General features: G+C 56.2%; 23 protein-coding genes. 8 read left to right on the forward strand and 15 right to left on the reverse strand.

Annotated elements, in window-relative coordinates; all coding sequences use genetic code 11:
- Positions 1-40 precede the first annotated feature (40 nt).
- The 3 genes from AC4ICF_RS13875 to exoX all read left to right on the forward strand — a co-directional run bounded on the left by AC4ICF_RS13875 (position 41) and on the right by exoX (position 1,719).
- A complete protein-coding gene (locus AC4ICF_RS13875) occupies positions 41-271 on the forward strand; it encodes a DNA polymerase III subunit theta (protein WP_013096102.1) in 231 nt (76 codons plus the stop codon).
- 110 nt (positions 272-381) lie between these two features.
- Entirely contained in the window at positions 382-1,032 is a 651-nt protein-coding gene (locus tag AC4ICF_RS13880; protein ID WP_116339109.1) for a nitrilase-related carbon-nitrogen hydrolase, read from the forward strand.
- Between the two features lie 24 nt (positions 1,033-1,056).
- Positions 1,057-1,719 carry an exodeoxyribonuclease X gene (gene exoX / locus AC4ICF_RS13885; RefSeq protein WP_025756911.1) on the forward strand — a complete coding sequence of 221 codons (663 nt, stop codon included), beginning with the start codon at positions 1,057-1,059 and terminating at the stop codon, positions 1,717-1,719.
- Here exoX and ptrB read toward each other — a convergent pair.
- Both ptrB and AC4ICF_RS13895 read right to left on the reverse strand, forming a co-directional pair.
- Entirely contained in the window at positions 1,716-3,776 is a 2,061-nt protein-coding gene (gene ptrB / locus AC4ICF_RS13890) for an oligopeptidase B (RefSeq protein ID WP_302217992.1), read from the reverse strand. The two genes, exoX and ptrB, sit on opposite strands and share 4 nt — an antisense overlap.
- An 85-nt stretch (positions 3,777-3,861) precedes the next feature.
- Positions 3,862-4,512 (reverse strand): tellurite resistance TerB family protein, encoded by a 651-nt coding sequence (locus tag AC4ICF_RS13895; RefSeq protein WP_116339104.1) that lies wholly within the window; start codon positions 4,510-4,512, stop codon positions 3,862-3,864.
- 170 nt (positions 4,513-4,682) lie between these two features.
- On the opposite strand from AC4ICF_RS13895, the gene purT reads away from it, so the two are divergent.
- A complete protein-coding gene (gene purT, locus AC4ICF_RS13900; protein WP_316379514.1) occupies positions 4,683-5,861 on the forward strand; it encodes a formate-dependent phosphoribosylglycinamide formyltransferase in 1,179 nt (392 codons plus the stop codon).
- Between the two features lie 42 nt (positions 5,862-5,903).
- Here the strand turns inward: purT and kdgA are convergent, their stop codons facing one another.
- The 3 genes from kdgA to zwf form a co-directional block, all read right to left on the reverse strand.
- Positions 5,904-6,545, reverse strand: a complete 642-nt coding sequence (gene kdgA / locus AC4ICF_RS13905; RefSeq protein WP_014884307.1) for a bifunctional 4-hydroxy-2-oxoglutarate aldolase/2-dehydro-3-deoxy-phosphogluconate aldolase — start codon at positions 6,543-6,545, stop codon at positions 5,904-5,906.
- 39 nt (positions 6,546-6,584) lie between these two features.
- The gene (edd, locus tag AC4ICF_RS13910; RefSeq protein ID WP_041909456.1) at positions 6,585-8,396 is read right to left on the reverse strand and encodes a phosphogluconate dehydratase; all 1,812 of its coding nucleotides are present in this window, start codon (positions 8,394-8,396) and stop codon (positions 6,585-6,587) included.
- A gap of 234 nt (positions 8,397-8,630) precedes the next feature.
- Positions 8,631-10,106: a glucose-6-phosphate dehydrogenase gene (gene zwf, locus AC4ICF_RS13915; protein WP_116339100.1), complete on the reverse strand. Its 1,476-nt coding sequence runs from the start codon at positions 10,104-10,106 to the stop codon at positions 8,631-8,633.
- A gap of 358 nt (positions 10,107-10,464) precedes the next feature.
- On the opposite strand from zwf, the gene AC4ICF_RS13920 reads away from it, so the two are divergent.
- Both AC4ICF_RS13920 and pyk read left to right on the forward strand, forming a co-directional pair.
- The gene (locus tag AC4ICF_RS13920) at positions 10,465-11,334 is read left to right on the forward strand and encodes a MurR/RpiR family transcriptional regulator (protein ID WP_028013615.1); all 870 of its coding nucleotides are present in this window, start codon (positions 10,465-10,467) and stop codon (positions 11,332-11,334) included.
- A 139-nt stretch (positions 11,335-11,473) separates the two neighbouring features.
- Positions 11,474-12,916, forward strand: a complete 1,443-nt coding sequence (gene pyk, locus AC4ICF_RS13925) for a pyruvate kinase (protein WP_116339098.1) — start codon at positions 11,474-11,476, stop codon at positions 12,914-12,916.
- Between the two features lie 43 nt (positions 12,917-12,959).
- Here the strand turns inward: pyk and lpxM are convergent, their stop codons facing one another.
- From lpxM to znuA, 3 genes are all read right to left on the reverse strand, one after another.
- Positions 12,960-13,931 carry a lauroyl-Kdo(2)-lipid IV(A) myristoyltransferase gene (lpxM, locus tag AC4ICF_RS13930; protein ID WP_316379511.1) on the reverse strand — a complete coding sequence of 324 codons (972 nt, stop codon included), beginning with the start codon at positions 13,929-13,931 and terminating at the stop codon, positions 12,960-12,962.
- Between the two features lie 120 nt (positions 13,932-14,051).
- Entirely contained in the window at positions 14,052-15,371 is a 1,320-nt protein-coding gene (mepM, locus tag AC4ICF_RS13935) for a murein DD-endopeptidase MepM (RefSeq protein WP_316379510.1), read from the reverse strand.
- A gap of 15 nt (positions 15,372-15,386) precedes the next feature.
- Positions 15,387-16,331 carry a zinc ABC transporter substrate-binding protein ZnuA gene (znuA, locus tag AC4ICF_RS13940; RefSeq protein WP_162874936.1) on the reverse strand — a complete coding sequence of 315 codons (945 nt, stop codon included), beginning with the start codon at positions 16,329-16,331 and terminating at the stop codon, positions 15,387-15,389.
- Between the two features lie 77 nt (positions 16,332-16,408).
- Here znuA and znuC point away from each other — a divergent pair, with 77 nt between their 5' ends.
- Positions 16,409-17,164, forward strand: coding sequence for a zinc ABC transporter ATP-binding protein ZnuC (gene znuC / locus AC4ICF_RS13945; protein WP_014884314.1), 756 nt, complete (start codon positions 16,409-16,411; stop codon positions 17,162-17,164).
- On the forward strand, positions 17,161-17,949 hold the full coding sequence (gene znuB / locus AC4ICF_RS13950; protein ID WP_116339092.1) for a zinc ABC transporter permease subunit ZnuB: 789 nt from the start codon (positions 17,161-17,163) through the stop codon (positions 17,947-17,949). The genes znuC and znuB overlap by 4 nt, the downstream gene beginning before the upstream one ends.
- A 141-nt stretch (positions 17,950-18,090) precedes the next feature.
- Here znuB and AC4ICF_RS13955 read toward each other — a convergent pair whose 3' ends face one another.
- The 7 genes from AC4ICF_RS13955 to aspS all read right to left on the reverse strand — a co-directional run bounded on the left by AC4ICF_RS13955 (position 18,091) and on the right by aspS (position 23,999).
- Complete coding sequence (locus AC4ICF_RS13955) at positions 18,091-18,546, reverse strand: hypothetical protein (protein ID WP_316379509.1); 456 nt, start codon at positions 18,544-18,546, stop codon at positions 18,091-18,093.
- 197 nt (positions 18,547-18,743) lie between these two features.
- On the reverse strand, positions 18,744-19,754 hold the full coding sequence (gene ruvB, locus AC4ICF_RS13960; protein ID WP_025756924.1) for a Holliday junction branch migration DNA helicase RuvB: 1,011 nt from the start codon (positions 19,752-19,754) through the stop codon (positions 18,744-18,746).
- A gap of 8 nt (positions 19,755-19,762) precedes the next feature.
- Positions 19,763-20,377, reverse strand: coding sequence for a Holliday junction branch migration protein RuvA (gene ruvA, locus AC4ICF_RS13965; protein WP_316379508.1), 615 nt, complete (start codon positions 20,375-20,377; stop codon positions 19,763-19,765).
- 80 nt (positions 20,378-20,457) lie between these two features.
- Positions 20,458-20,979: a crossover junction endodeoxyribonuclease RuvC gene (ruvC, locus tag AC4ICF_RS13970; RefSeq protein WP_003859749.1), complete on the reverse strand. Its 522-nt coding sequence runs from the start codon at positions 20,977-20,979 to the stop codon at positions 20,458-20,460.
- A gap of 34 nt (positions 20,980-21,013) precedes the next feature.
- Positions 21,014-21,754, reverse strand: a complete 741-nt coding sequence (locus AC4ICF_RS13975) for a YebC/PmpR family DNA-binding transcriptional regulator (protein WP_003859747.1) — start codon at positions 21,752-21,754, stop codon at positions 21,014-21,016.
- Positions 21,755-21,781: 27 nt separating this feature from the next.
- The gene (nudB, locus tag AC4ICF_RS13980) at positions 21,782-22,225 is read right to left on the reverse strand and encodes a dihydroneopterin triphosphate diphosphatase (RefSeq protein WP_061097872.1); all 444 of its coding nucleotides are present in this window, start codon (positions 22,223-22,225) and stop codon (positions 21,782-21,784) included.
- A 1-nt stretch (position 22,226) separates the two neighbouring features.
- Positions 22,227-23,999 (reverse strand): aspartate--tRNA ligase, encoded by a 1,773-nt coding sequence (gene aspS / locus AC4ICF_RS13985; protein WP_061097871.1) that lies wholly within the window; start codon positions 23,997-23,999, stop codon positions 22,227-22,229.
- Positions 24,000-24,008: the final 9 nt, after the last annotated feature.

The raw sequence follows: 24,008 nt of genomic DNA on the forward strand, positions 1-24,008 counted from the left end.
AATCGCGGTAACGTTGCCGCCGCAAAATAAGGAGAAGGTAATGAAGATCAATCTGGCCGCCCTTCCTCAGGACGAGATGGATAAAGTGAATGTCGATCTCGCTGCCGCTGGCGTCGCCTTTAAAGAGCGTTACAACATGCCCATCGTGGCTGAAGTGGTCGAACGGGAACAACCCGCCCACCTGCGTGACTGGTTTCGCGAAAGGTTAATCGCCCACCGTCTCGCCTCGGTCAACCTCTCCCGCTTACCGTACGAGCCGAAAGTTAAATAAGCTTAACGACTCGTTACACTTCCTTACGCGGAATCTGGCAGGATAAGAAAACCCTGGTTAAATTAGGATTATTCTTTAATCCCTGCGACTCAGTGTATAAGGAAGTCACGATGTCACATTGGAATATAGCGGCAGCACAGTATGGCGGGCAGCACCATAGCGTAGATGACCACGTTGCGCACCATCTCCACTTCATTGCCGAAGCAGCACAACATCGGTGCGATTTGCTGGTCTTCCCGGAACTCTCGTTAACGGGCCCGGGCACCACGGCACTACCGCCCCCGCCCGGAGACGCTCAGCTACTGCCATTGCTAAACGCCGCCCATTTTTACCGCATTACCCTCATTGCAGGGCTTCCCGTTGAACGAAACGGTCGGCGCCAGAAAGGCCTCGCGCTGTTTGCCCCCTCTCGCGATTGCATTCTGCGTTACCCTCAGGGGAGCGGCGCCAGCCTGGTGCCGGGGGATAAACAGCTCACTATCATGGACGAGCAAGGCGATTCCCCGAATCTTGATCCGCAGGCAACGCTCTTCACCAGCTGCCAGTCGGTGAGGGATTACCGCTGGCGACAGTCTATCAACACCCTGCAGCGCTTTGCGCACAGGTATGCCATCGCGGTATTAATGGCGAATGCCAGCGCGGGCAGCGCGTTATGGGATGAAAAAGGCCAGCTGATCGTTCGGGCGGATAAAGGTGAGCTTCTGTTGACCGGCACGCGCAACGGACAGGGTTGGCAAGGCGATATCATTCCTTTAGGCTAAGCGTTTTAAGCTCAGGAGATTTTCATGCTGCGCGTCATTGATACCGAAACTTGCGATCTTCAGGGCGGAATTGTGGAAGTGGCCTCGGTCGACGTGGTTGATGGAAAAATAGTCAACCCGATGAGCCATCTGGTGCGTCCCGATCGCCCTATTAGCCCACAGGCCATGGCTATCCATCGCATTACAGAATCAATGGTGGCGGATAAACCCTGGATAGAGGACGTTATCCCGCACTACTACGGCAGCCCGTGGTACGTTGCCCACAACGCCAGCTTTGACCGCCGGGTACTCCCCGAAATGCCCGGGGAGTGGATTTGCACCATGAAGCTGGCGCGTCGCCTCTGGCCGGGGATCAAATACAGCAATATGGCGCTGTATAAATCCCGCAAGCTCAGCGTCAGAACCCCTGAAGGGCTGCACCATCACCGCGCCCTGTATGACTGCTATATCACCGCCGCGCTGCTCATCGACATTATGAATACCTCCGGCTGGACGCCGGATGATATGGCAACGATCACCGGCCGCCCTGCGCTGCTGACGACGTTTACCTTCGGCAAATACCGTGGGAGAGCGGTATCGGATATTGCGGATAAAGATCCGGGCTATCTGCGCTGGCTGTACAACAACCTCGACAAAATGAGCCCGGAACTGCGCTTAACCCTGAAACATTATCTGGGCGAAGCTTAACGCTGCGCGCGGCCTGGCAGCGTATCCTGCGCCAGGCCAATCAAAAAGGCATACTCCAGGGCCACCCCTTCGTAAGATTTGAATCGCCCCGATTTCCCCCCGTGCCCGGAGTCCATATCGGTACAGAGCAGCAGCAGGTTGTCATCGGTTTTCAGTTCCCTCAGCTTTGCCACCCATTTTGCCGGTTCCCAGTATTGCACCTGTGAATCGTGCAAACCGGTCGTCACCAGCATGTGCGGGTACGCTTTCGCTTCCACGTTATCGTACGGGCTGTACTCTTTCATATAGCGATAATAGGCTTCATCCTGCGGGTTACCCCACTCTTCAAACTCCCCGGTCGTCAGCGGAATGGACTCATCGAGCATGGTTGTCACCACATCAACAAACGGAACCTGCGCAACAATGCCCTTAAAGCGATCGGGGTGCTGATTGATGACGGCACCCATCAACATTCCGCCCGCGCTGCCGCCCATGCCGAAGCAGAGCTGCGGATCGCCATAACCTTGTTCAATTAACGCATCGCAGACGTCGAGATAGTCGTTGAAGGTGTTTTTCTTTTTCAGGAATTTCCCGTCTTCATACCAGTGCTGCCCCAGCTCGCCGCCGCCGCGAATGTGGGCAATAGCGAAAACAAAGCCGCGATCGAGCAGGCTTAATCTGCTGCTGCTGAAGTCGGCATCCATGCTGGAGCCATAGGAGCCGTAGCCGTAGACCAGGATCGGATTTTTACCTTTCTGAAAATGCGCCTTGTGATAAACGAGCGAAACCGGGACCTCAACGCCGTCGCGCGCGGTGACCCACAGGTGTTCGCTGCGATAATTGTCGGAATCAAAGCCCTTCACTTCGGTTTGCTTAAGCACCTGGCGCTGTCCGGTATCCATATCCAGCTCGAAGAGCGTATCCGGCGTGGTCATGGATGAGTAGCCGTAGCGCAGCCGCGACGATTCGGGTTCAGGGTTGAAGCCGATCCACGTGACGTAGGCCGGATCGTCGAACGCAATCCCAATCACCTCACGCGTTTTACGGTTGATCTGCCGGATGCTGGTCAGCCCCCGCTGACGCTCTTCCACCACCAGCCAGTCGGTAAACAGCGTGAACCCTTCCAGCATCACCTGATCCCGCGCGGGGATAAGCACCTCCCACTTGCGCTCGTCGCGCACCTTGGTTTTGTACAGACCAAAGTTTTTGCCCTCGCGATTCGAACGCAGATAAAAGCTGTGCTGGAAGTGATCCAGGCTGTACTCGTGATCCTTGCGGCGCGGCAGGAAGCAGAGCGGCTGGGCATCAGGCAGTTCGGCATCCAGGAGCAGCACTTCCGAGGTGGTGGCGCTGGCCAGGAAGATAATCACATAGTGGCGCGAGGAGGTTTTATGCAGGCTGACATAAAACGTTTCGTCTTTCTCTTCATAGACCAGCTCGTCGTCGGCTGAGTCCGTGCCTACGGTATGGCGCCACACCTGATAAGGCAGCAGCGTGGAAGCATGCTTTTTGACGTAGTAGACCGTCTCGGAATCGTTCGCCCAGACAAAATCCGGGGAGACATTTTCCAGCATTTCCGGATACCAGTTGCCGGTTTCCAGATTGCGAAAACGCAGGCCGTACTGGCGACGGGAGAGATAATCCTCCGCCAGCGCCATTATGGTGTTGTCCGGGGAGATGGACATGCCGCCCAGGGTATAAAACTCGCTGTGGGCGGCTCGCTGGTTCGCATCCAGCAGAATGTCCCATTCATCCCACTCGGCGCTTAATACCGACTGTCGCTGATAGATGGGATACTCATTGCCGGGCTCGTAAATATGGCGATAGCGATAGCCGTTTTTGGTCCACGGCGCGGAGATATCGCGCTGGGGAATGCGCTGCACCATTTCGTTCAGCAGCTGGTCCTGAAGCGCCTGCTGGCTGGACATGACCTTGCGACCATAGTCGTTTTCTTCGTGCAGGTAGTCGAGCACCTCTGGCCGGGAACGCGAATCATCCCGGAGCCAGTAGTAATTATCTATACGCGTATCGCCATGCGTGACGATCGCATAAGGAGTACGTCGGGCTTTCGGTGGCATGTCATCATTCTTTTGAGTTTTACACCCTATAAGGTTGGCAAAACCCGCGCATGATGCAAGCGAAACATGACCACCGGGGCGAGAGTTAGCCCTGTAGCGTCTGTTTTTGCTCCCGGATATCTTTTTCTATCCCTTCGCGTACGTCCTGAGGGATTTTCAGCGCATCGCCGAGGGCGTTGAGATAGCTGCGTTCCATAAAGTGATCGATATCGATGGCGGCACAGCTGAGGAAATAAAGTTCCAGCGCTTCTTCCTCATTTTTCACGTTCAGCGCCAGACGCTGCGGATCGAGCGGCTGCTCAATGGCCTGAGCCACCAGCGTTCTGCCCTGCTCTTCAACCCCGGCTTCGCGCAACTGCTGTTCGATAGCCGCTCTCTCTTTATCATCAATGTGCCCGTCGCTTTTGGCGGCAAACACCAGCGCGAGAATAAGCCGCTCCGTGCGCAAATCCAGCGGAGAAGTATGCTCGCCATAGTGAGGTTCATCGCGGTGCGCCGCCCGCACTTTATCCTTGTATTTGTTCCACAGCACGGTGCCAGCGATGGCACCACCACCGGCCAGCAGCGCGCCGGTACCGTACTTCGCCAGCAGCTTGCGTGAGGATTTATTGGCAACCAGCAGCCCTGCCAGCCCGCCGAGTGCCCCCGGTACCAGCAGCTTGCTCAGCCCCTGCTCGCCGGAACCTGACGTTTTCTGTCCTAACATGGATTGCAGTTGATTTAACCAGCCTGACATGGATTCCCTCGCTTAACGGTTAACATTTTCCACAGCGTATGCGAGCAGGCGTCAGGAAATGTCCGCTAAGGCTAAAGAAGCGCAAATTTCTCATCTGCCTTTTTGCCCTGCGCAAGACAGACGCAAACGTTTTCGTTTATACTGCGCGCATCTTTTTCAGGGGGAATATTATGACTCGTTTAGGAACCGCGCTGCGGCCTGCGGCGACGCGCGTGATGCTGTTGGGATCGGGTGAACTGGGTAAAGAAGTCGCCATTGAGTGTCAGCGCTTAGGGGTGGAAGTGATTGCCGTAGACCGCTACGCTGACGCGCCCGCCATGCACGTCGCCCATCGTTCTTATGTGATTAACATGCTGGACGGCGATGCCCTGCGTACGCTCATCATGCAGGAGAAACCGGATTACGTCGTGCCGGAAATTGAAGCTATCGCAACCGATACGCTGATCGCGCTTGAGCAGGAAGGCCAGCGCGTGGTGCCCTGCGCCAGAGCGGCAAAACTGACCATGAACCGTGAAGGCATTCGCCGCCTGGCGGCGGAGGAGCTGGGGCTGCCGACCTCACGCTACCGTTTTGCGGGCGACAAAACCGCATTCCTGCAGGCCGTCGAGGAGATTGGCTACCCGTGCATCATTAAGCCGGTGATGAGCTCTTCCGGTAAAGGTCAGAGCTTTATTCGCGACAGCAGCGCGCTGGATAGCGCGTGGGATTATGCGCAACAGGGTGGCCGTGCCGGTGCCGGTCGCGTCATTGTCGAAGGCGTGGTGAAGTTTGATTTCGAAATCACTCTGCTCACCGTCAGCGCCGAGGACGGCGTCCATTTCTGCGACCCGATAGGTCACCGTCAGGAAGATGGCGATTACCGCGAATCCTGGCAGCCGCAGCAGATGAGCCCCCTGGCGCTGGAGCGTGCCCGGGAGATTGCCCGTAAAACCGTTCTGGCCCTGGGCGGCTACGGCCTGTTCGGCGTGGAACTGTTCGTTTGCGGTGACGAGGTGATTTTCAGCGAAGTCTCCCCTCGCCCGCATGACACCGGGATGGTCACACTCATTTCGCAGGATCTCTCAGAGTTCGCCCTGCACGTGCGCGCCTTCCTCGACCTGCCGGTTGGCGGCATCCGTCAGTACGGCCCGGCGGCCTCGGCGGTGATCCTGCCACAGTTGACCAGCCAGAATGTGACGTTTGACAACGTCGAAGGTGCGGTTGGCGCAGGCCTGCAGGTCCGTCTGTTCGGCAAGCCGGAGATCGACGGCACGCGTCGTCTGGGCGTGGCGTTAGCCATCGGGGATAGCGTTGACGAGGCCGTAGCAAGAGCAAAAGCGGCGGCAGCGAACGTTAAGATAGCAGGATAGAAAAAACGGGCCGAAAGGCCCGTTTTTCATGCTGCGAATAAGTTACTGCTTCGCGCCTTCAACCGCTTCGCGAGCCAGTTTCGTGATGCGATCCCAGTCGCCCGCTTCCAGCGCATCCGCCGGTACCAGCCATGAGCCACCGATGCACAGCACGCTTTTCAGCGCCAGGTAGTCGCGGTAGTTCGCCGGAGAGATACCCCCAGTCGGGCAGAAACGTACCTGAGAGAAGGGACCCGCAATCGCCTGCAGCGCTTTAGTACCGCCATTAGCTTCTGCCGGGAAGAATTTGAACTCTTTCAGACCGTAGTCCATGCCCAGCATCAGTTCTGAAACGGTGCTGATGCCCGGGATCAAAGGAATCGTGCCTTCTGTCGCGGCCTTCAGCAGCGGCTCGGTCAGGCCCGGGCTGATGGCAAACTGTGCGCCAGCTTCGGTTACTTCCGCCAACTGCTGCGCGTTGAGAACGGTACCCGCACCGATGATGGCATCCGGCACTTCTTTAGCAATGGCGCGAATGGCATCCATCGCGCAGGCGGTACGCAGGGTCACTTCCAGAACGCGAACGCCGCCCGCAACCAGCGCTTTCGCCATCGGTACAGCGTGCTCCAGCTTGTTTACCACGATAACCGGCACGACAGGGCCAGTGGTCAGGATTGCTTCTGCACTTGTTTTCCAGTTTTTCATCAGAGTTCTCTCTCGCCAGATCGTTAAAATCAAGTCGTCTTAAAACGTAATACAGGTTGCGCCCTGCTCTGCACCGGAGAGTTTCTCACGCAGCGCGCTGAACATTTCGCGTCCGGTCCCCACGCGCGATGCGCTCAGGTCAGGAATATGGGGCTGACGTGCCGCCAGCTCGGCGTCATCCACCAGCAGGGTTAACTCGCCTGTCTGGCCGTTCACGCGGATCATGTCGCCGTCGCGCACTTTCGCCAGCAAGCCGCCGTCGTAGGCTTCAGGCGTGACGTGGATGGCGGAAGGCACTTTGCCGGATGCGCCTGAGAGGCGGCCATCGGTCACTAACGCAATTTTGAAACGGCGGTCCAATAATACACCAAGTGGTGGCATAAGTTTATGTAATTCTGGCATGCCGTTCGCTTTAGGCCCCTGGTGACGCACCACCACCACGCAGTCTTTATCAAGCAGACCGGCGTCAAAGGCAGGCAACACGTCGTGCTGGCTTTCAAACACCACCGCCGGGGCCTCGATAACCTGGTTCTCTTCCGGCACGGCAGACGTTTTCATCACCGCACGACCGAGGTTACCGCTCAGTACCTTGGTACCGCCGTGGTGGGAGAAAGGTTTGTCGATAGTGGCAATTACCTGCGGATCCAGAGACGCAGTTGCCCCGTCGCGCCAGTCCAGCTCGCCGTTGTTCAGCCACGGCTCCTGGGTGTAGCGCTGCAGGCCAAATCCGGCTACGGTGTTCACGTCTTCATGCAGCAGACCGCCTTTCAGCAGCTCGCGCATCAGCAGCGGGACGCCGCCCGCGGCCTGGAAGTGGTTGATGTCCGCCGGGCCGTTCGGGTACAGGCGAGCCATCAGCGGCACCACGGAGGAAATGTCGGAGAAGTCATCCCAGTTAATCAGAATGCCCGCCGCGCGCGCCATGGCCACGAGGTGCATGGTGTGGTTGGTCGAGCCGCCGGTGGCCAGCAGGGCGACGATGCCGTTGACGATGACTTTTTCGTCGACCATTTTGCCCATCGGCATCCATTCATTGCCGTTTCCGGTCAGACGCGTCACCTGACGGGCCGCGGCCTCGGTCAGCGCCTGACGCAGCGGCGCATCCGGCTGGATGAAGGACGAACCCGGAAGCTGCATCCCCATAAACTCCACCACCATCTGGTTGGTATTGGCTGTGCCGTAGAACGTACAGGTTCCCGGCGCATGGTAGGAGGCCGCTTCGGCCTCCAGCAGCGCCTGACGATCCGCTTTCCCTTCCGCATACAGCTGGCGGATGCGCACTTTTTCTTTGTTCGGCAGACCGCTCGCCATCGGGCCGGATGGCACAAAGATGGCGGGCAGGTGACCAAATGACAGCGCCGCCATCACCAGGCCTGGGACGATTTTGTCGCAGACGCCGAGATAGAGCGCGCCATCAAACATGTTGTGTGACAGGCCCACCGCCGCGGACATTGCAATTACTTCGCGGCTCAGCAGTGACAACTCCATACCGTCCTGCCCCTGCGTCACGCCGTCGCACATCGCCGGCACGCCGCCCGCGACCTGACCCACCGCGTTTACGCTGTGCAGCGCCTTGCGAATGATGTTGGGATAGACCTCATAGGGCTGGTGTGCGGAGAGCATATCGTTATAGGAAGTAATAATAGCGATATTGTTACGCAACATGCTTTTCAGGGAGGCTTTGTCATCGGGCTGGCAGGCGGCAAAGCCGTGCGCCAGGTTACCGCAGGCCAGCTGGGAGCGGTGAACGGTGTTGCTCTTCGCCTGTTCAATCCGGGCGAGGTAGGCCGAACGGGTCTCTTTCGAGCGCTCTATAATGCGTTGTGTTACGCGTAACAATACAGGATTCATAAAATCTCCTTTAATTTATCTGTCCGGGCCCGGGAGTTTACAAAGTCGCTGGCAGTTGTTAACAACGCTGAAACGCTTGCTGTCCGGAGCTCAGGGGCAAAATCACTTCCGGCAGTGTAATAAAAAAAGCTCCGCGGGTGAATCCACGCGGAGCTTAAAAGTATAAAAATTGTGCCACGAGCTGTGTTAGATCATGTTACCGGTAAAATAACACTTTTGGGCTAGTGGATAATCCTACTCAAACTCGTTCCAGGAGCGACCATCGCGGGTGATCATCGCCACCGACGCGACCGGCCCCCATGTACCCGCCTGATACGGTTTTGGTGCATCCTGATCGGCAGCCCAGGCTTCGGTGATGGAGTCGACCCATTTCCACGCCTCTTCCACTTCGTCGCGACGTACGAACAGCGCCTGGATACCGCGCATGGTTTCCAGCAGCAGACGCTCGTAGGCATCCGCCAGGTGCGTCTGGTTGAACGTTTCGGAGTAGCTCAGATCCAGCTTGGTGGTCTGCAGGTTGTGTTTATGATCCAGGCCCGGCACTTTGTTGAGGATCTGGATATCCACCCCTTCGTCCGGCTGCAGACGAATGGTCAGCTTATTCTGGGGCAGCTCCTGCCAGGACTCTTTGAACAGGTTCAGCTCAGGGTTTTTGAAGTAGACGACAACTTCGGAACATTTCGTCGGCAGACGTTTACCGGTACGCAGGTAGAACGGAACGCCCGCCCAGCGCCAGTCGTCGATATCCACGCGGATCGCCACAAAGGTCTCGGTGTTGCTGGTCTTGTTCGCGCCCTCTTCTTCCAGATAGCCCGGCACTTTTTTGCCTTGCGCAAACCCGGCGGTGTACTGGCCGCGCACGGTCTTCTCGCGCACGTTGGAACGATCGATGCGGCGCAGCGACTTCAGCACTTTAACTTTGGCGTCGCGGATGCTGTCAGCCGTCAGGTCAGACGGTGGAGACATGGCAATCATGCACAGAATTTGCAGCAGGTGGTTCTGGATCATGTCGCGCATCTGGCCGGCCTGGTCAAAGTAACCCCAGCGACCTTCAATCCCCACCTCTTCCGCCACGGTAATCTCCACGTGGTCGATGGTGCGGTTGTCCCAGTTGTTCACAAAGAGGGAGTTAGCGAAGCGCAGCGCCAGCAGGTTCAGTACCGTCTCTTTACCAAGATAGTGGTCGATACGGTAGACCTGGCACTCTTCAAAGAACTCGCCTACCTGGTCGTTGATTTCACGCGAGGTCGCCAGCGACGTACCCAGCGGCTTCTCCATCACCACGCGCGCCGGCTTGGCGTTCAGCTTCGCTTCGCCCAAACCTTTGCAGATGGCGCCAAAGGTGCTTGGCGGCATGGCGAAATAGTTAATGGTGACACGGTTTTTCTGATCCAGCATGGCACCCAGACGGGAAAACGCGCTAACGTCATTGACGTCCAGGTTGCAGAAATCGAGACGACCGCTCAGGGTATCCCACAAACTTTCATCAATTTTTTCCTTCATGAAAGTTTCGAGCGCCTCGCGGACGACTTTGGTATAAGCGTCCTTGTCCCAGTCGGCGCGCCCTACACCCAGGATACGCGTATCCGGATGAATTTGGCCCGCTTTCTCCAGTTGATACAGGGAAGGCAGCAATTTTCGGCGTGCAAGATCGCCTTTCGCGCCGAAAATGACCAGGTCACATGCCTGGGCTGTTTGCGTTACCGCCATGTCATTCTCCTCAGTTGGATCACCTGGTGCTTCTGCCAGGTATCGTTGTAATTTTATTACAATGCACTGTACTGCTTTTACGTCATTCCCGAAACCATTAGCGCTTATCGTCTCGTGCGATACGGCGATTTTTCGCCATTCAGCCAATTACGGCGACGTAATGACGCAACAGCCGTCGATAATTTGCGCAACAGGGTCATAGCAAAACCCGACATCGATCAAGTAATGAAAAAAAACAACAACATTATCTTGTCGACTGTTACCCTTTATGGAAGCCACAGGGGTAATATCGGCTAATCGAATCAAGATTTCATCAATGCGTGAAATCGTTTCCACCCCCACGAGCGCCTTGTTAACAATGAACATGCTTGAAAAAATCCAGTATCAACTGGAACACCTTAGCAAATCCGAGCGAAAAGTGGCTGAAGTCATTCTGGCCGCGCCCGCTCAGGCAATTCATTCAAGCATCGCCGCTCTGGCTCAGGAAGCTGGCGTCAGTGAACCGACGGTCAACCGCTTCTGCCGTAGTCTGGAAACGCGCGGCTTTCCTGATTTTAAACTGCATCTGGCACAAAGTCTGGCGAACGGCACACCCTATGTTAATCGTAATGTGGATGAAGACGACAGCGTAGATGCCTACACGGCGAAAATATTTGAGTCGGCCATGGCCACGCTCGATCACGTTCGCCAAAGTCTGGATATGAGTTCAGTGAACCGCGCGGTGGATTTACTCACCCAGGCCAAGCGAATTGCGTTCTTCGGACTTGGCTCGTCAGCCGCCGTGGCGCACGACGCCATGAATAAATTCTTCCGCTTTAACGTACCGGTTATTTATTCCGATGACATTGTGCTGCAACGCATGAGCTGTATGAATTGCAGTGAGGATGACGTCGTGGTACTGATTTCGCACACTGGCCGCACCAAAAGCCAGGTTGAGCTAGCGCAGCTGGCCCGTGAAAACGATGCCATGGTGATCGCCCTCACCACCGCCGGCACGCCGCTGGCGCGCGAGGCGACGCTCGCCATTACGCTGGATGTCCCTGAGGATACCGACATGTATATGCCGATGGTGTCCCGTCTGGCGCAGCTCACGGTAATCGACGTGCTGGCGACCGGTTTTACCTTACGCCGGGGCGCAAAATTCCGGGATAACTTGAAGCGAGTCAAGGAAGCGCTGAAGGAATCGCGTTTTGATAAAGAATTGCTTATAAAGAGCGATGTTCCCTGAAGTAGATAACGAAGACGTAACCAATAATTACGATGTAATGATTTTCGGCATTCGGTCCCCTCTTTGCTGCCTTGCGGCAGATGAAGGCCGATTCTATGTTCACGCAACACCAAAGTTGTTTCAGTCAACGGAGTATTACATGTCCAGAAGGCTTCGCAGAACCAAGATCGTAACCACCTTAGGCCCGGCCACCGATCGCGATAATAATCTCGAAAAAATTATCGCCGCTGGCGCCAACGTGGTGCGTATGAACTTTTCTCACGGTACGCCAGAAGACCATAAATTGCGTGCCGATAAAGTGCGTGAGATCGCCGCTAAGCTGGGCCGCCACGTCGCAATCCTCGGCGACCTGCAGGGTCCAAAAATTCGCGTATCAACCTTTAAAGAAGGTAAAGTTTTCCTCAATATCGGCGACAAATTCCTGCTGGATGCCAACCTCGGCAAAGGCGAAGGCGATAAAGAGAGAGTCGGGATCGACTATAAAGGCCTGCCGGCTGACGTGGTGCCTGGCGATATCCTGCTGCTCGACGACGGTCGCGTCCAGCTGAAGGTTCTGGAAGTTCAGGGGATGAAGGTGTTCACCGAAGTCACCGTCGGCGGCCCGCTCTCCAACAATAAAGGCATCAACAAACTGGGCGGCGGCCTCTCTGCGGAAGCCCTGACCGAGAAAGACAAAGCGGACATCGTAACCGCGGCCCAGATCGGCGTTGACTACCTGGCGGTCTCTTTCCCACGCTGTGGCGAAGATCTGAACTATGCGCGCCGCCTGGCCCGCGACGCAGGCTGTGATGCCAAAATCGTCGCTAAAGTTGAACGCGCGGAAGCCGTGTGCGATCAGGATGCCATGGACGATGTGATCCTTGCCTCTGACGTGGTGATGGTTGCCCGTGGCGATCTGGGCGTGGAAATCGGCGACCCTGAGCTGGTCGGTATCCAGAAAGCGCTGATTCGTCGCGCACGTCAGCTGAACCGCGCGGTGATCACCGCCACCCAGATGATGGAATCCATGATCACCAACCCAATGCCAACCCGTGCGGAAGTCATGGACGTGGCTAACGCCGTGCTGGACGGTACCGATGCGGTCATGCTCTCTGCGGAAACCGCGGCGGGCCAGTATCCGGCAGAAACCGTGGCCGCAATGGCGCGCGTCTGCCTGGGCGCGGAGAAGATCCCAAGCATTAACGTCTCCAAGCACCGTCTGGATATCCAGTTCGACAATGTGGAAGAAGCGATTGCGATGTCCGCCATGTACGCGGCCAACCATCTGAAAGGCGTTACGGCTATCATCACCATGACCGAATCTGGCCGCACCGCGCTGATGACCTCTCGCATCAGCTCCGGCCTGCCGATCTTCGCCATGTCACGCCACGAGCGTACGCTGAACCTGACGGCGCTCTACCGCGGTGTGACGCCGGTACACTTCGACAGCACCAATGACGGCGTAGCTGCCGCGCACGATGCCGTTAACCTGCTGCGCGATAAAGGTTATCTGGTGTCCGGTGATATCGTCATCGTGACCCAGGGTGACGTGATGAGCACCATCGGCTCAACCAACACCACTCGCGTACTGACCGTAGAGTAAGATCCGATCCCCTCTCCCCTATGGGGAGAGGGGTGACGGAATTTTATTTCCTCGGGTAGAGCTCTTTACGCTTATAGGGTTCCGTCTCTCCCGGCTTCCGCGTTTTCAGCAGCTTCAGTATCCACGTGTACTGTTCGGTATGCGGCCCCACCAGCAGTTCCACCTCTTCATTCATACGACGTGCGATGGTGCGATCGTCCGCGGTCAGCAGATCGTCCATCGGCGGACGGACTTCAATGCTCAGACGATGCGTTTTACCGTCGTAAACCGGGAAGAGCGGGATCACGCGAGCGCGACAGACCTTCATCAGGCGGCCAATCGCGGGGAGCGTTGCTTTGTAGGTAGCGAAGAACTCGACAAACTCGCTATGCTCGGGTCCGTGGTCCTGATCCGGCAGATAGTAGCCCCAGTACCCCTGACGTACGGACTGAATAAACGGCTTAATACCATCGTTTCGCGCATGCAAACGTCCGCCAAAACGACGGCGTACGGTATTCCAGACAAAATCGTAGATTTTATTGCCCTGGTTATGGAACATGGCCGCCATCTTTTGGCCCTGAGAGGCCATCAGCATCGCCGGAATGTCGACGCCCCAACCGTGAGGAACGAGGAAAATCACCTTTTCGTCATTGCGACGCATTTCGTCGATGATTTCCAGCCCTTTCCAGTCAACGCGATCGATGATTTTTTCCGGACCTTTCAGTGCCAGCTCCGCCATCATCGCCATGGCCTGCGGTGCGGTGGTGTACATCGCATCAATGATGGCCTCGCGCTCGGCATCGCTTTTTTCAGGAAAACAGTAATAGAGGTTGATCTGCGCACGACGACGCGCGCTTTTACCTAAACGTCCGGCCAGACGGCCAATTTTCCCCAGAACAGGATCGCGCAGCGCGGCAGGCAGCATAGCGATGCCCGCAAAGGTGTAAACCCCCAGCCAGGCGCCCCAGTTGCGCGGGTGGCGAAAGGATTTTTCAAACTCAGGAATGTATTCAATATTATTTTTTTTTGTTTCCATGCTGGTTCCAGGGTCTGGTGACGCAAAAAATTATTCAGATAGTGTAGCGAGGCAGTCGCCCACGCACAAAAGAAAAAGCCGGTGCATACTTACACCGGCTTTTTTCACACAACAAAGGGCTTAGTTTAAGCTCAGCTGCGGTATCACCTCTTTCGCCTGCGCCAGGTAATCGGAGCGATCTTTACCTGTCAGGCCTTCGGTGCGCGGCAGTTTCGCCGTCAGCGGGTTCACGGCTTGCTGGTTGATCCACACTTCATAGTGCAGGTGTGGGCCGGTAGAGCGTCCGGTGTTGCCGGAAAGCGCGATACGGTCGCCGCGTTTCACTTTCTGGCCCGGTTTGACCAGAAGTTTACGCAGGTGCATATAGCGGGTGGTATAGGTACGACCGTGACGGATAGCCACGTAGTAACCCGCTGCACCGCTGCGTTTTGCCATCACCACTTCGCCATCGCCCACCGACAGCACGGGCGTTCCCTGCGGCATCGCGAAGTCTACTCCGCGGTGTGGCGCAACGCGCCCGGTAACCGGGTTCAGACGACGCGGGTTGAAGTTAGAGGAGACACGGAACTGTTTCGCCGTTGGGAAACGCAGGAAGCCCTTCGCAAGGCCCGTACCGCTGCGGTCATAGAACTTGCCGTCGTCAGCGCGAATAGCGTAGTAATCTTTGCCCTCAGAGCGCAAACGCACGCCCAGCAGCTGGCTTTGCTCGCGTTTGCCGTCCAGCATTTCGCGGGACATCAGGACGGAGAACTCATCGCCTTTCTTCAGCTTGCGGAAGTCCATCTGCCACTGCATGGCTTTGATCACCGCGCTGATTTCAGCGCTGGTCAGGCCGGCATCACGGGCGCTGGAAACAAAGCTTCCGCCCACGGTGCCTTTCATCACGCTGTTCACCCAGTCGCCCTTCTGCAGTTCACTGGTCATTTTGAAACCGTTTGCAGTGCGATCGTAGGTGCGGGTTTCGCGGCGGGACATTTCCCAGGTCAAACGCTGGAGATCGCCATCCGCCGTTAAGGTCCAGGAGAGCTGTTGCCCGATTTTCAGGTTACGCAGGTCTTTATCCGCAGCCGCCAGCTGGCTGATATTGCCCATGTCGATACCGTACTGGTTGAGCACGCTGCTCAGCGTGTCACCGGTAGAGACAACGTATTCGTGGATCCCCGCTTCGTTCTCGGTTTTATCGTCCAGCTCATCCTGCGGGATGGCTTCATCTTCCTGAGCGGCCTGGTCGATAGGCTCGCTGGCTTCAGGCAGCAAAGAACGAATTTCGCTCTTTTCTAGCTCGATGGTTTTAATGATAGGGGCAGAACTCGGGTGGTAAACATAGGGCCGCCAGACGGCGACCGCTAAAGTGAGAACTGTAAGCGACCCCAGCATAACGCGGTGGGGTCGAGGCAGATTGTTAAATGCCAGGGCGACAGAGCGGGCTATCTGTTGCACGTATTCACTTCCTCGTTAATCTCCTTTCAGGCAGCTCGCATACTGGTTCGCCAGTTGGCTGAGGAACTGCGAATAGCTCGCTTTGCTCAACTGGATGTTCGTACCTAGCGGGTCAAGGGTTCCCATGCGCACGGATGTTCCCCTGGCCACGGCTTCTACGACCGCTGGCCTGAACTGTGGCTCAGCAAAAACGCAAGTTGCTTTTTGCTCAACCAGCTGTGTTCTGATTTCATGTAAACGCTGCGCACCAGGTTGAATTTCAGGGTTGACGGTAAAGTGCCCAAGCGGGGTCAAACCATAGTGTTTTTCGTAGTAGCCGTAGGCGTCATGAAAAACGAAATACCCTTTTCCTTTCAACGGTGCGAGCTCATTACCCACCTGCTTATCGGTTGCGGCTAATTGTGCCTCAAAATCCTTCAGGTTGGCGTCTAGTTTGGCTCGACTTTGCGGCATAAGTTCCACTAATTTGTCATGGATTGCAACCGCTGAAAGCCGCGCTATCTCTGGGGAAAGCCAGAGATGCATGTTGTACTCGCCGTGATGGTGATCGCCATCACCTTTTTCACCCTCTGCAGCGTGATGATCGTGTTCGTCACCGTCGTCATCCGCCCCTTTCATTAGCAACGGTTTAACGCCGGAAAGCCCGGCAATCGCGACCTGTTTTTCGCCTGGAATCTGTTTGGCCGATTTCTGCATAAACGCTTCCATCTCCGGACCAATCCAGACAACTAAGTCCGCGTTTTGCAAGCGTTTTACATCTGACGGGCGTAAGGAATAGTCATGCTCGGATGCACCATCCGGGAGCAGAACCTGGGTTTCCGTTACGCCATCGGCAATGGCCGATGCGATGAATCCAAGCGGTTTAAGCGAAGCGACAACGGCAGCGTTAACATCTTGTGCGGTTGTTCCCCAAAGGGCAGCGGATAATGCTGCGAAAAGAAGCGTATTTTTATGTAACATAATGCGACTAGTCATCGTAGTGAATGCGTGGAATGTGATATTATAACATCCGTTGACTTCTTCAAGCTTAAATTGACATGACGACATTGGTTTCTCTCGATAATATTTCGGTCTCATTCGGCCAGCGCCGCGTCCTCTCTGACGTATCGCTGGATCTCAAGCCCGGCAAAATTTTAACGCTGCTCGGCCCTAATGGCGCTGGTAAATCCACTCTGGTGCGTGTGGTGCTGGGTCTGGTAACACCGGACGAAGGTGTGATTACGCGCGAGGAAAAATTGCGGATCGGCTACGTGCCGCAAAAATTACACCTGGACGCCACCCTGCCGCTGACGGTAAGTCGCTTTCTGCGCCTGCGCCCCGGCACGCGTAAAGCCGATATTCTCCCGGCGCTGAAACGCGTGCAGGCGGGCCATCTTATCGACGCACCGCTGCAAAAGCTGTCCGGCGGTGAGACGCAGCGCGTTTTGCTGGCCCGTGCGCTGCTGAGCAGCCCGCAGCTGCTGGTGCTTGATGAGCCAACCCAGGGTGTGGACGTTAATGGTCAGGTCGCGCTTTATGATTTGATCGACCAGCTGCGCCGCGAACTGAACTGCGCCGTGCTGATGGTCTCCCACGATCTCCATCTTGTGATGGCGAAAACGGACGAAGTGCTGTGCCTTAACCATCATATTTGCTGCTCCGGCACGCCTGAAGTGGTCTCGATGCACCCGGAATTTATCTCCATGTTTGGCCCTCGCGGCGCTGAACAGCTGGGTATTTACCGTCATCATCATAATCACCGCCATGATTTACAGGGACGAATTGTCCTGCGCCGGGGAAATGGACACTCATGATTGAACTATTACTGCCCGGCTGGCTGGCCGGGATTATGCTTGCCTGCGCCGCGGGTCCACTCGGCTCGTTTGTGGTATGGCGCAGAATGTCCTATTTCGGGGATACCCTCGCGCACGCCTCCCTGCTGGGCGTGGCTTTTGGTTTACTGCTGGACGTTAATCCCTTCTACGCGGTGATTGTTGTCACCCTGCTGCTGGCAGCCGGGCTGGTCTGGCTGGAGAAACGTCCGCACCTCGCCATTGATACGCTGCTTGGCATCATGGCCCACAGCGCGCTCTCGCTGGGTCTGGTGGTGGTAAGCCTGATGTCGAATATCCGCGTCGACCTGATGGCCTATCTGTTTGGCGATCTGCTTGCCGTGACGCCGGAAGATTTAATTTCCATCGCCATCGGGGTGGTGGTGGTACTCGGTATTCTGCTCTGGCAGTGGCGTAACCTGCTGGCGATGACCGTCAGCCCGGATCTGGCCTTCGTCGACGGCGTGAAGCTGCAGCGGGTTAAGCTGCTGCTGATGCTGGTGACGGCATTAACCATCGGCGTGGCGATGAAGTTCGTCGGGGCGCTGATTATTACGTCGCTGCTGATTATCCCTGCCGCCACGGCACGTCGTTTTGCCCGCACGCCGGAGCAGATGGCCGGTGTGGCCGTGATTATCGGGATGATTGCGGTAACGGGCGGATTAACCTTTTCAGCATTCTATGACACGCCTGCGGGGCCGTCGGTGGTGTTGTGTGCGGCGGTGTTGTTTATTTTTAGTATGATGAAAAAACAACCGAATGCCTGAATAAGCGATTACCACCACCACAGAGGCTGGCGTTTCGCTTCATGTCCTGTGATCAACTCATGGCGAGACTTCCACCCGCAGGAGTGCGCCCATGTCGGGCGCACACGTAAATAAGCACCGATGAAATTATCGGTGCTTATTTTATTTATTAGTACAAGTTGCTAAATACAATTTGGCGCCTGGGACATTTATACCGCCTTCAATATCAAGACATTTCTCATGACCTTCATAATCACTTGTTATCATCTGTCCGTTAACATGGTTCCAATGAGGCGCGGAAGTGTCATTTTGGACTAAATAGATTTTATTATCTATTGGTCCGAACACATAATATGGATGTTCATCCAGAATCAGAGTCCCACCAAGAGCGAAATTGGGCTCACGTATATTCTGCATAGCTGGATTAGAACCACACTCTTCCATCGTCGCCTGCTCCAGGCCAGCGCCAGTCATACACAGTTTTTGTCCGTTACTGGTATTTTCAAGTCTCTGATCTACCATTTTCCATGTTTGGGTTCCTGAAATAGCGGCATTCGCTACGCCAGATATAGCCGCCATAGTCAAAGCGGCAATAGATATTGCCTTCATTAATTTCATTTTGTTATTCCTGATAGGGTAAATAAAATTCATTTATAGCTTGGGTATCGCTATAAATTCATAGTAGATAAAATGAGTGAATTATCTCAAATGATATGGATGATAAATTTATCCAAAATAATATTGATGGGAAAATCGGATGAGGTGAATAATCGGTCAGCGTCGCAGGCGGAATTTAACATCCCGCCTGCTCATCGTTACGGCATTGCCGGTGGGGTGATACCAAAATGATTCCACGCCCGCACCGTCGCCATTCGGCCACGCGGCGTGCGCTGTAAGAAGCCCTGCTGGATCAGATACGGCTCCAGCACATCTTCAATCGTCTCACGCTCTTCACCGATCGCCGCCGCCAGGTTATCCAGGCCAACCGGGCCACCAAAGAACTTATCCAGCACCGCCAGCAGCAGCTTGCGGTCCATATAGTCAAAGCCTTCGGCATCGACGTTAAGCATATCCAGCGCCTGGGCGGCAATCTCTGCCGAAATGGTGCCATCATGCTTCACTTCGGCAAAGTCACGCACGCGACGCAGCAGGCGGTTGGCAATACGCGGCGTCCCGCGCGAACGCTTCGCCACTTCAAAAGCGCCCTCTTCACTCATATCCAGCCCCATATAGCGCGCGCTACGGCCAACGATATGCTGCAGGTCCGGCACCTGATAAAACTCCAGACGCTGAACGATACCGAAGCGGTCGCGCAGCGGAGAGGTCAACGATCCGGCACGGGTCGTGGCGCCAATCAGGGTAAACGGAGGGAGATCGATTTTGATAGAGCGCGCGGCCGGGCCTTCGCCAATCATGATATCCAGCTGGTAATCTTCCATCGCCGGATAGAGCACCTCTTCCACCACCGGAGACAGGCGGTGGATTTCGTCGATAAACAGCACGTCATGCGGTTCAAGGTTGGTCAGCATCGCCGCCAGATCGCCCGCTTTCTCCAGCACCGGGCCGGAGGTGGTGCGCAGATTAACGCCCATTTCGTTGGCGACGATATTCGCCAGGGTGGTTTTCCCTAACCCCGGCGGGCCAAAAATCAGCAGGTGATCGAGTGCATCGCCGCGCAGCTTTGCCGCCTGGATGAAAATCTCCATCTGGGAACGTACCTGCGGCTGGCCGATATACTCATCAAGCAGCTTAGGGCGGATCGCGCGATCCACCACGTCTTCTGCCTGAAGGGTGCCTGCCGATACCAGGCGATCTGCTTCAATCATCCTTTACCTCACAATGCAGCGCGCAGCGCTTCACGAATCAGGGTTTCACTGCTGGCATCCGGTTTGGCAATTTTGCTCACCATGCGGCTGGCCTCCTGAGGTTTATAGCCCAGCGCCACCAGCGCGGCAACCGCTTCCTGCTCGGCGTCATCATCAGAGGCAGGCGCGCCCGGGGAGGTCAGAACCAAATCGGCCGCCGGGGTGAACAGATCGCCGTGCAGACCTTTAAAGCGGTCTTTCATTTCGACTATCAAACGCTCTGCGGTTTTCTTACCGATGCCCGGAAGCTTAATCAGCGCCGCAGGATCTTCGCGCTCAACGGCATTCACAAACTGCTGGGCTGACATACCGGACAAAATCGCCAGCGCCAGCTTCGGCCCGACGCCGTTGGTTTTAATCAGGTCGCGGAACAGGGTGCGTTCCTGCTTGTTGTTGAAGCCGTAGAGCAGCTGAGCATCTTCACGCACCACAAACTGAGTAAAGACAACCGCCTCTTTGCCCGCGTCCGGCAGCTCGTAGAAGCAGGTCATCGGCATATGGACTTCATAGCCCACGCCACCCACTTCCAGCAGCACTAACGGGGGTTGTTTTTCAATAATGATGCCTCTGAGTCTGCCTATCACGTGACGCTCCTGCGTTCTGGAAGAAATTAACTGCCGACATAATAAAAAAAGGCTGGATAAACATCCAGCCTGATTTCTGATTATCGTAACCTGCCTCGCGCCAGGTTGAGCCGCGACTCGCTCATCTGCATCGCGTTCTGGCTGACGTGGCAGTGGGTAATCGCAATCGCCAGCGCATCGGCTGCGTCGGCCTGCGGGTTCGCGGGAAGCTTCAGCAGGGTACGCACCATGTGCTGCACCTGGCTTTTCTCCGCGCTACCGATGCCCACCACCGTCTGCTTGACCTGTCTTGCCGCATATTCGAATACCGGCAAATCCTGGTTCACGGCAGCGACGATGGCAACGCCGCGCGCCTGACCCAGCTTTAGCGCTGAATCGGCGTTTTTCGCCATAAAGACCTGCTCGATGGCGAAATAGTCCGGCTGAAACTGGGTGATGATCTCCGACACCCCCGCGTAGATGAGCTTCAGGCGCGACGGCAGATCGTCCACTTTAGTACGAATACAGCCACTGCCGAGGTAGGTTAGCTGGCGTCCCACCTGACGGATAACGCCATAGCCGGTGACGCGCGAGCCGGGGTCAATCCCGAGGATAATCGACATCACGCGTCTCCCGTAAACGGTTTACAGGCTCTCATCAGAGAGTCGCTGCAACCTCATCAGAGATTTCACCGTTGTGGTACACTTCCTGCACGTCGTCGCAGTCTTCGAGCATGTCGATCAGACGCAGCAGTTTCGGTGCGGTTTCCGCATCCATGTCCGCTTTGGTAGACGGGATCATTGAGACTTCAGCGTTGTCCGCTTTCAGGCCCGCGGCTTCCAGCGCATCGCGCACGGCGCCCATCTCTTCCCAGGCGGTGTAAACGTCAATGGCGCCATCATCGTAGGTCACCACGTCTTCCGCACCCGCTTCCAGCGCCGCTTCCATGATCGCATCTTCGTCGCCTTTCTCGAAGGAGATGACGCCTTTTTTGCTGAACAGGTAAGCTACAGAACCGTCAGTGCCCAGGTTACCACCGGTTTTGGTGAACGCATGGCGCACTTCCGCAACGGTACGGTTACGGTTATCGGACAGACACTCAACCATCACCGCAGTACCGCCAGGGCCGTAACCTTCATAAATGATGGTTTCCATGTTCGCGTCTTCATCACCGCCGACGCCACGTGCGATAGCACGGTTCAGGGTGTCACGCGTCATGTTGTTAGACAGCGCTTTATCCACCGCCGCGCGCAGACGCGGGTTAGAAGCTGGATCGCCGCCGCCCAGACGCGCCGCTGTCACCAGCTCGCGAATAATTTTGGTAAAGATCTTACCGCGCTTGGCATCCTGTGCCGCTTTGCGGTGCTTGGTGTTGGCCCACTTACTATGACCTGCCATAAAAAGTTCTCCAAAAATCGCGCCTTCTCAGGCCGCGTTAATTACAAATTCTTCAATCGCCTGCCGGTTGCTCCACGACTTGGTAAGCGCGGCGGCATCCGCCGCATCTACCCAGCGGTAGTTCAGGTGTTCGGTAAACACGATCTCCCGCTCATGGGGAAGCGCGAGACAGAACCACGACTCCGTATTGCGCTCAATGCCCGGCGCATAGCGATGACGTAAATGGCTAAAAATTTCAAACTCCACCGTGCGCTGACAGTCCTTCAGGGTCAGTTGCTCATGAGCAACATCAATGGTGACCTCTTCCTTTACTTCACGCGCGGCGGCCTGCGGCGCGGTCTCCCCCTCTTCCAGGCTGCCGGTAACCGACTGCCAGAAATCAGGATCGTCGCGCCGCTGCAACATCAGCACCCGCTTCGTGTCTTCTGCATAAATGACCACCAGGACAGAAACGGGAAGCTTATATGCCATATCAGTTTTTCTCTTCCTTCTTCACCACTTCAATGCCCAGCTCGGCCAGCGCAGCCGGGTTGGCAAAGCTTGGCGCTTCGGTCATCAGACACGCTGCGGCAGTGGTTTTCGGGAAGGCAATAACATCACGAATGTTATCGGTGCCGGTCAGCAGCATGGTCAGACGGTCGAGACCGAAGGCCAGGCCCGCGTGCGGCGGCGTGCCGTATTTCAGGGCGTCCAGCAGGAAGCCGAACTTCTCGCGCTGTTCCTGCTCGTTAATGCCCAGAATGCCGAATACGGTCTGCTGCATGTCACCGCTGTGAATACGCACGGAACCACCGCCCACTTCGTAGCCGTTGATAACCATGTCGTAGGCATTCGCAACCGCGTCTTCCGGTGCCGCTTTCAGCTCTGCCGCCGTCATGTCTTTCGGCGAGGTGAACGGGTGGTGCATCGCGGTCAGGCCGCCTTCACCGTCGTCTTCAAACATTGGGAAGTCGATAACCCACAGCGGCGCCCATTTAGTTTCGTCGGTCAGGTTCAGGTCTTTGCCGAGCTTCAGACGCAGCGCGCCCATCGCATCCGCAACGACTTTCTTGTTGTCTGCGCCGAAGAAGATCATGTCGCCATCCTGCGCGCCGGTGCGCTCAAGGATCGCTTCGACGATGTCCGCGTTCAGGAACTTCGCCACCGGGCTGGTGATCCCTTCCAGACCTTTCGCACGCTCGGTCACTTTAATATAGGCCAGACCTTTCGCGCCGTAGATCTTAATAAAGTTGCCGTAGTCATCAATCTGCTTACGGCTCAGCGCCGCACCGCCCGGTACGCGCAGGGCCGCCACGCGGCCTTTCGGATCGTTAGCCGGGCCCGCGAATACCGCGAACTCAACGGCTTTCACCAGATCAGCCACGTCCACCAACTCCATCGGGTTACGCAGGTCTGGTTTGTCGGAGCCGTAGCGACGTTCCGCTTCGGCGAAGGTCATAATCGGGAAATCGCCCAGCTCAACGCCTTTCACGTCGTTCCACAGGCTACGCACCAGCGCTTCCATCACCTCACGCACCTGTTCGGCGGTCATGAAGGAGGTTTCCACGTCGATCTGGGTAAATTCGGGCTGACGGTCAGCGCGCAGGTCTTCGTCGCGGAAGCACTTAACGATTTGATAGTAGCGATCGAAGCCGGACATCATCAGCAGCTGTTTGAACAGCTGCGGTGACTGCGGCAGCGCGTAGAATTTGCCTTTATGAACGCGGGATGGCACCAGGTAATCGCGCGCGCCTTCCGGCGTGGCTTTGGTCAGCATCGGGGTTTCGATATCGAGGAAACCGTGGTCATCCATAAAGCGACGCACCAGGCTGGTAATTTTCGCACGGGTTTTCAGGCGCTGGGCCATTTCCGGACGACGCAGATCCAGGTAGCGGTATTTCAGACGCGCTTCTTCAGTGTTGACGTGGTTGGAATCCAGCGGCAGCGCTTCGGCACGGTTGATGATAACCAGATCGGACGCCAGCACTTCGATGGCCCCCGTCGCCATGTCTGCGTTAACGTTTTTCTCGTCACGCGCACGCACGGTGCCGGTGACCTGAATGCAGAACTCATTACGCAGCTCGGAGGCCAGCTTCAGCGCTTCGGCGCGATCCGGGTCGAAGAACACCTGAACGATACCTTCACGGTCGCGCATATCGATGAAGATAAGGCTACCAAGATCACGACGACGGTTGACCCAACCACACAGGGTAACCTGCTGTCCGACGTGGGACTGACGCAGCTGCCCGCAATATTCTGTACGCATGAGATATCC

The sequence above is a fragment of the Enterobacter sp. ECC_219_Taxon_10 genome, assembly GCF_058354905.1.